Source organism: Microcystis sp. LE19-41.2A (assembly GCF_027530405.1).
In the GTDB taxonomy this organism is placed as follows: Bacteria; Cyanobacteriota; Cyanobacteriia; order Cyanobacteriales; family Microcystaceae; genus Microcystis; species Microcystis aeruginosa.
The window spans coordinates 1-7371 of the sequence record NZ_JAPZQJ010000115.1 but is presented as its reverse complement, the minus strand read 5'-3'; the positions used below and the strand labels follow the sequence as shown (position 1 = coordinate 7371).

The following is a 7371-nucleotide window of genomic DNA, read 5'->3' as shown; positions in this document are numbered from 1 at the left end:
TAACGATTTCATCGCTCAGGTCAACTTAAATATTCAAGGCATGGTAAAAAACTCTAGACTAGCTAAATCTATCAATGATGTGGCTTGGTCAACTTTCCGACAATGGTTAGAATATTTTGGTTTTAAATATGGTAAGGCTACGGTAGCAGTAGCCCCCCATAACACGAGTCAAAATTGTTCTAATTGTGGTCAAAAAGTCCCTAAATCTCTATCTACAAGAACTCATATTTGTCCTCACTGTGGCTATGTAGAAGATAGAGATATTAACGCCGCTATCAACATTCTCAAAAAGGGACTAAGTACCGTGGGACACACGGAAACTAATACGCTTGGGGAGAGATTCCCTCTGGTTTGATTGGATACGTCCTGTCAGATTAAGGAAACTCGATGAACCAAGAATCCCTCGCATGAGCGCGACGGGAGTGTCAAGATGGTGCAAGTTTGCGAGATGTGCGGGTTATTTTTGAAGTTTCCCAGGCAAAAACCGACTCTCAACACTTCGGTTCGCGGTTATTATGGCTACCGGATGGCACTTTATTGGTAGCGATTGGGGACGGGGGTAATCCTCCCCTACAATTAGCGGGAGATTTAATTAGAAAACAGTCCCAAAATCTGCAAAGTCATTTAGGTAGACTTTGCTGAATAAAGCTAAAAACCTTGTTGGGTAAGACTTTTAGACCTTTTGGCAATCAAAAAGTACTGGATATGGGAGTGATCGGGGGGAAATTTAGGCACTTTTTCCCTGAAAATTAGGTAATTGGCCACCTGAAAATGAGTAAAACCCTACACCCTACACCCCACACCCCACACCCTGCCCCCAGGAAAAACTTTTTCAGCAGACCCTAGGTAAAATTATCCGCATCAATGACGATGGTTCTCTACCTAAAGATAATCCTTTTGCCGGTTCTAAAATTTGGAGTTATGGTCATCAGAATATTCAAGGAATCAGCTTTGATCCGATGACTAAAAGAGTCTGGGCAACAGAACATGGAGCGCAAGGAGGGGATGAATTAAATTTAATTGAAAAAGGTAAAAATTATGGTTGGCCAGTGGTTTCTGCTAGTCAAGAGTACGGCACTAATACCCCAGTTTCCAGCGAAGAATCTCGACCCGGTCTGATTGATCCGAAAACAATTTGGACACCTGCGATCGCTCCTTCGGGATTGGTCTTTTATACCGGTAATCGCTTTCCTAATTGGCAGGGAAATTTATTTGCCGGTGGTTTAGTTTCCAGGGATATTCGCCGTCTGTCAGTGGATAAATCGGGTGAAATTATCAATCAAGAAGCGATTCCCATCGGTCAGAGGGTGCGGGATGTGCGTCAAAGTCCCGACGGATTTTTATACCTGCTCACCGATGAAGGTAACGGTCAATTAATTCGCCTTGAACCGCCATCTAATTTGTAAAAGTTCACAGAAATTATTATGGAAACCTTGAAGATTTTTTAGTGAATTCTAGTATAGTTATGTTTGTACGGGAGCAAGCACTCGATTTATGAAGAAAATTTTACAGTTAGTGGGACTAGGTTGCATATTGCCCATGTTCCTCGCAAGTCCGAGTTTAGCGGAAACAGTGGTGGAAAAAGTGGCTCGCACGGGATTTTTGACCGTAGGAACCCGTTTTGATGCGATTCCCTACTCCTACGTCAATGATAAGGGGGAATTAGTCGGCTATTCTATGGATGTGTTGGAACGAATTAGAAAACGATTGGAAACTCGTCTCGGTCGTCCCGTCACCCTGCAAATGATTGAAGCTAACCAACCCGGAGAGAAAATTAATCTCATTCGTAGCGGGGAAATCGATATCGCTTGTAGTACGGCTTTTACTTGGGAAAGGGCGAAAGTTGTCGATTTTTCCATCAGTTACAGCATTTCTGGGATTAGGATTTTAGCTAAAAAAGGTAGCAATCTCTCCACTCCTCAATCCCTAATCGGTAAACGCATCGCCTTGGTTCCCACTTCTGCGGCCGTGGATGTGATTAAATTAGTACAACCGCAAGCGACAATTGTTACTACCTACAGCACCGTAGAAGAAGCCCTCGAAGCTTTAAAAACAGGTAAAATCGACGCAATAGCGGGGGATAGCATCTCTTTAGCGGGAACAATCCTCAGAGATAACCCTAAAATCTACGAAATCGTCCCCGAAGAAGCTCTAGCTAATTTTGGCATCGCTTGCATGGTTCCCGAAAATAACTCTACTTTTTTGGATGATGTCAACTATGCCATTGTTAAAATGATGCAGGATTACATCACCAATGATACGGCCACCGTTAGTCAAATCGATCGCTGGTTCGGTAGTCAAGGCATGGTTCCCATCCCCCCAGAATTATTAAAGGGGTTTTTTGCCTTCAAAGTTATCGAACACGCCCAAATTAATCCCCAAGAAGCCAAATAGGAGCATAAATTCAGGTGAATATCAGCAATAAAACTGGTTTAGTCGGCTTTCTTCTCGCTTTATCTGCCTTCGGTCTGACTAGCACCGCTCAGGCCGCCTCAGAGGAGGCTAATCCCATTGAAGCGCGTTTAAGTCGTCTATCTAGCGCTGTACGCGAACGGGTTAACCAACTGCCGTCCGGTACTGCCGATCCTAGTTTACAAGCTTTAGGCTGGGGAGATGGTGGCAATCGCGGTTGGGGGAATAGTCGTGCTGGTGGTTGGGTAGATGGTCGCGGTGGTAGTTTCGTTAATGCGCGGCCCTGGGGGAATGGTTGGTCTGACGGTGGTGGTTTCTTTAATTCCCGACCGCGCTGGGGTAATGGTGGCGGTTTCTTAAATCGTCGGTAAGTAGGTTGGGTGAGGGGATAACTTTATCCCCGTCCCAACCCCGGTTTTACGATGAAATCTAGGGTGATTATTTTGAGGCAGAAAGACTCCATCAAGACGAAAAGAAAGTTGTTTGACTTCCACTGAGTCAAAGCGGTAGTTATTCGCTTCGCTGATAGGGAGTTGAATTAATTCAAAGAAGATAGAGGGGAAAGATTGAAAGAGTTGATAAAAAATCGTGTCAGTTTTCATGCTTTTATTTTACAAGGCGATCGCATTTTTTATGTCCCGTTTTGTATAGCTCTAACTTGTTCAACCTCTAACTCTAAGGCGGATGCAACTTGCTCAACGCTTAACCCTAAGGCTAACAAACGAGGGACCGCCTCTAATGCTTTGTTTAGTCTGCCTTCCTGACGACCTTCCTGACGCGCTTCTTCGCGCACATCTTGAAAATACTGAGTCTGTTTTAATTCATCTAAACTAAACATAGTTTCTATCTCCCGACGATTGAGAAGCGGTAACTTATAAACGAGAATCGTCTCTATTAATTGTAAGAGTTCTTGGGGTTTTTGGTCGGGGGTTAATTCTTGCCTCACTCTTTGGATTAATTTTCGGGTGCTATCAAGCGCTTTTGCTTTAGATAGGGTAATTAATTGGACTGTAGCTAAACCAATCGAAGTTTGAGGAATGTTTTCTAATTCATTCAGATAAATCCGTCTGACTCGCTCGGAGTTGAGAAGTTCCCGATAGCGTTGAACTTTATCGGTTTCTACTTGAGGGTTAGGATAGACAATCACACCCCGCCAATCATTGGTTAAGTCAGTTTTACTGAGATATAAGAATATTTCGGTGAAAAAGCGCTGATAAAAAGCCTCATCTTCTTGAAATTGTACCTCACAGAAGTAGATAGGAGTCTGGGGGTGATTATTTTGAGGCAGAAAGACTCCATCAAGACGAAAGGAAAGTTGTTTGACTTCCACTGAGTCAAAGCGGTAGTTATTGGCTTCGCTGATAGGGAGTTGAATTAATTCAAAGAAGATAGAGGGGAATGATTGAAAGAGTTGATAAAAAATCGTGTCAGTTTTCATGCTCTTATTTTATAGCACTACGCGCTAAGATTAGGACGTTTTGCTCACCCCTAACGCCCCTTAATAAAGGGGGGAATAAGGACCGACTTTAACCCCTAAAATAGCTCAATCTTAATCATTACTGATTAATTTAAGATGTTTCCTTGGCGAACCCTTCCAGTCTCTCCCTGATGGGCTTTTTTCTGGATTCATCAATAAAAAACGGAGAATACTTGACAAATTCGGGGGGGGGTAGAATGAGGCTGCTTATTGCTGTTAAGCAATGATTTATGGGGTATAACGAGCAGTTTTTCCCCATTCTTAGCCATGAAATTAACTTGTCAATCAATCAAAAATGACTAATCAACTGCTAAAAGCCCTTTGCCTTCCTGGGGTGACTTGTGCCGTTTTCACTGCCATTCCCGCCCATGCCGCCATTTTTACCGCTACCTATACGGATACTGTTTTCTCTGCTGATGTCGATAACGTTATTGTCGGTGATACTGCGGTTATCACCTATCAGCTTGACAATGGGGGAACTTCCCTGTTCAACCAAACATGGAACGCCAGTGACATTGTGACTGTCACCTTCAACTTTGGTAATGGGGCCCACGTTACCACCTTTAATCCTAATGGGGGTGATGGGTTGAGTGTTATTAGCACAGGAAGCTTTGTCACCAATGCCTCAGGACAGTTAACGGCTGTTCCTTCTGAGTGGTATGATGATACTAATGTCAATGTCGTCTCAACCAATTCTACACAAACACCTATAGGATGGTACGTGAATGGGTTCAATGGCGTTTACTATACTGACCCAAATTATTATTACAAGGTCCGATTGACCAATGTATCAGGTAATATCGTTGCTGCTAACTGGACCATTCAACCTGCCCAGACACAGACAACCCCCGAACCAGGCACCCTTTTAGGCTTATTAGCGGTGGGTTCTCTGGGTGTATTGGCTTGCAAACGGCAATAAATGACCAATTCTATGGTAAGGAAGGTTTAAAAGCCTTCCTTTTTGGTTAGGGAAAAAGGCACTCTCGCCTATTGAATTTTGGGACATAATGGATAAGTAGCTAGACACAATTAATTACACATATCTAATACTAAGTAGGGTCTGCTGAAAAAGTACGGGCGAAGCATTCGGATAGAAAATCTACGGTTTCACCGATAGGTTATTGCCCGAATGCTTCGCCCCTACAGAACGCGGGCCGATGAAGACGCAAGGTTTTGAACGACGATTCTCTCAAAATCTTGCACCTGTTTCGGAAGAAAAGCCCCAAAACCCTTACTTTGCCTACATTTCACATTTATTCAGCAAACCCTAAGTAGGTAGGTATTAAAAACTTTCAGATCCCCCCGCCTATCGGCACCCCCCTTATCAAGGGGGGCAGGGGGGATCAAACCTAAAATCCATTTTTAATTTAATTATAACCAGCTACTTAACTAGGGTTTATAACTGGGAAAATCGATATAACCTTCCTTGTCAAAAGAATACCAATCTTTCATCTCAGCATCGGGATTAAGGGGCCAATTATTGGCGAATCTTTCCACCAAATCGGGATTACTGATATAGGGGCGACCGAAAGCAATTAAATCCGCATCTCCTAACTGAATAGCGGCTTCAGCAGTTTCTTTGGTATAACCACAATTGCCGATTAAAGCACTATTAAAAACAGCCCGAAACTCGGATAAAAGCATCGGTTTACCCTTTTCATGAAAACCAAAAGCCAAGCCATCTAGCAGATGCAAATAAGCTAAATTGTACTCATTTAATCTTTGGGCAATATAGAGAAAAGTTTCTCGAAAATCCTCGGAACCCATGTCATTATAAACCCCATTGGGAGACAGACGCACCCCCACCCGATGACTGGGAAAAACAGTTAAAATTGCCTCGACTATTTCCTGTAAAAAACGATAGCGATTCGCCAAACTGCCACCATACTTATCCTGACGCTGATTAGTAACAGATTGTAGAAAAGTATCGATTAAATAACCATTGGCCCCGTGAATTTCTATGCCATCAAACCCCGCTAATTTTGCCCTCTGAGCGGCTTTACGGTAATCGGCGACAATTGCGCTGATTTCCTCGGTTTCTAAGGCTCTAGGGGTCTCGTAGGGCTGTTTACCCATGGGTGTGTGCAACTCCCCCTTAATCTTAATTGCGGAAGGGGCAACTGGTGAAGCCCCATTTTCCTGAAAACTCGGATGAGAAGCGCGACCACAGTGCCACAATTGACAAAAAATTGGTGTTCCTTTTCTTTGGGCGATTTTAGTCACCATTTGCCATGCTTGCGCTTGTTCATCGGTGTAGATACCGGGGGTATTTTGCCAACCGTTAGCTTGAGGAGAAATTACCGTCGCTTCTGTAATCATTAATCCGGCGCTGGCCCTTTGCCGGTAATACTCGGCCATTATCTCATTAGCAAGACGTTTTTCTCCCGCTCGCGCTCGCGTCATGGGAGCAAGCACAAGACGATTTTCTAGGTTTAAATCTCCCAATTTAAATTGACTTAAAAGCGCTAGGGAAGTAGTGAAGGAAGTCATCAAATTTGCCGATAGAGAATTTAGGTTAATTTTACCGCAGTTAGTTAAAACCAGACAATCGCACCCAAGGATGATTGACTGTCTATCTGCGAGATTGTTCCTCTGCTAAGGGAGGAGAATTAATCGGGTCAATTAGCTGACTATAATTGCTCTTGGTCATAAATTTGACTATAATTACCAGTTATTTAATTTATTTATAGCGTTTCCTGTTCGCAAGAGGTACATTATCGATATTGAAAAGCTTTATTAGCAAAGGTTTAAGTGTGCCACACAGGTGTGAGAACCGCTATATCGCTCTTCTGGGACTCTGGCAAAAGTCTTACAGTATCTAAACTCTAGCTCTCTTATGGGGTAAGCCTTCAAGCTATCGCTAACTAACAGAAACCCGAAATTTGAGTTTTTATTAGAAAAAAAGTTAGCGATCACTTGTCAACCAAGGGTTTCAGAATCTGGATTCGGTCAGGGATTTCCGAAAGTTCCAGAAGAGCGATATCATCCAAAATTCAAAAGACAGAAACTATATTTTCTGGTAGTTGAGTCATGATGGTTCGGTATAAAATAGTGTAATTACGCTTATGTTTATCTGACCAGAAATAGTCATTGTCGAGATGTCTAGTAACTGGTGTTTTACCGATCAAATAGACTTCCTAGAGACTGAAACGAAACCCTTACTATTCGGTACTTGCTAATTTCAAGAGGGTTTTTCAGAATCAGCATTTTTTAGGAAACATACCCAAAAATACCCAAAAGAGGCAAACAGCCTCTAGATTGCGTTGATAAAAATGGGAAAACACGAGTTTTTAGCAAGCATCATTCATTTAATTGTGCTAATCTCCAAAAAATAGCTATTTTTTCACAATTTATTTAGGGTTTGCTGAATAATGGTAAAACCCTTTTAAAATAAAGCTTTTGACCTGTTAAAGTCCGATGTTAGTGCAAGAAAATAGGATTGGGACGTTCAAAAACCTTGCATTATCCTTCTTGTAGTACAT

At 42.6% G+C, this 7371-nt stretch carries 6 protein-coding genes and 3 pseudogenes; 6 read left to right on the top strand and 3 right to left on the bottom strand.

Annotated elements, in window-relative coordinates; all coding sequences use genetic code 11:
- The 5 genes and pseudogenes from O9290_RS05125 to grrA form a co-directional block, all read left to right on the top strand.
- On the top strand, positions 1-355 hold a 355-nt coding region (locus O9290_RS05125; protein WP_288058170.1), incomplete at its 5' end, for an RNA-guided endonuclease InsQ/TnpB family protein.
- 83 nt (positions 356-438) lie between these two features.
- A pseudogene (locus O9290_RS05120) lies at positions 439-642 on the top strand (PQQ-dependent sugar dehydrogenase); the annotation flags it as partial.
- A 191-nt stretch (positions 643-833) separates the two neighbouring features.
- Positions 834-1406, top strand: a pseudogene (locus O9290_RS05115) (PQQ-dependent sugar dehydrogenase); the annotation flags it as partial.
- Positions 1407-1494: 88 nt separating this feature from the next.
- The gene (gene grrP / locus O9290_RS05110) at positions 1495-2394 is read left to right on the top strand and encodes an extracellular substrate binding-like orphan protein GrrP (protein ID WP_288025315.1); all 900 of its coding nucleotides are present in this window, start codon (positions 1495-1497) and stop codon (positions 2392-2394) included.
- Positions 2395-2408: 14 nt separating this feature from the next.
- Positions 2409-2783, top strand: coding sequence for a GrrA/OscA1 family cyclophane-containing rSAM-modified RiPP (gene grrA / locus O9290_RS05105; RefSeq protein WP_288058172.1), 375 nt, complete (start codon positions 2409-2411; stop codon positions 2781-2783).
- Between the two features lie 57 nt (positions 2784-2840).
- Here grrA and O9290_RS05100 read toward each other — a convergent pair.
- Both O9290_RS05100 and O9290_RS05095 read right to left on the bottom strand, forming a co-directional pair.
- Positions 2841-3014 (bottom strand): annotated as a pseudogene (locus tag O9290_RS05100) (DUF2887 domain-containing protein); the annotation flags it as partial.
- A 29-nt stretch (positions 3015-3043) separates the two neighbouring features.
- A complete protein-coding gene (locus O9290_RS05095; protein WP_288086779.1) occupies positions 3044-3850 on the bottom strand; it encodes an Rpn family recombination-promoting nuclease/putative transposase in 807 nt (268 codons plus the stop codon).
- 334 nt (positions 3851-4184) lie between these two features.
- On the opposite strand from O9290_RS05095, the gene O9290_RS05090 reads away from it, so the two are divergent.
- A complete protein-coding gene (locus O9290_RS05090) occupies positions 4185-4808 on the top strand; it encodes a PEP-CTERM sorting domain-containing protein (RefSeq protein WP_288054966.1) in 624 nt (207 codons plus the stop codon).
- Between the two features lie 470 nt (positions 4809-5278).
- Here the strand turns inward: O9290_RS05090 and O9290_RS05085 are convergent, their stop codons facing one another.
- Entirely contained in the window at positions 5279-6379 is a 1101-nt protein-coding gene (locus O9290_RS05085; protein ID WP_288054964.1) for an alkene reductase, read from the bottom strand.
- Positions 6380-7371: the final 992 nt, after the last annotated feature.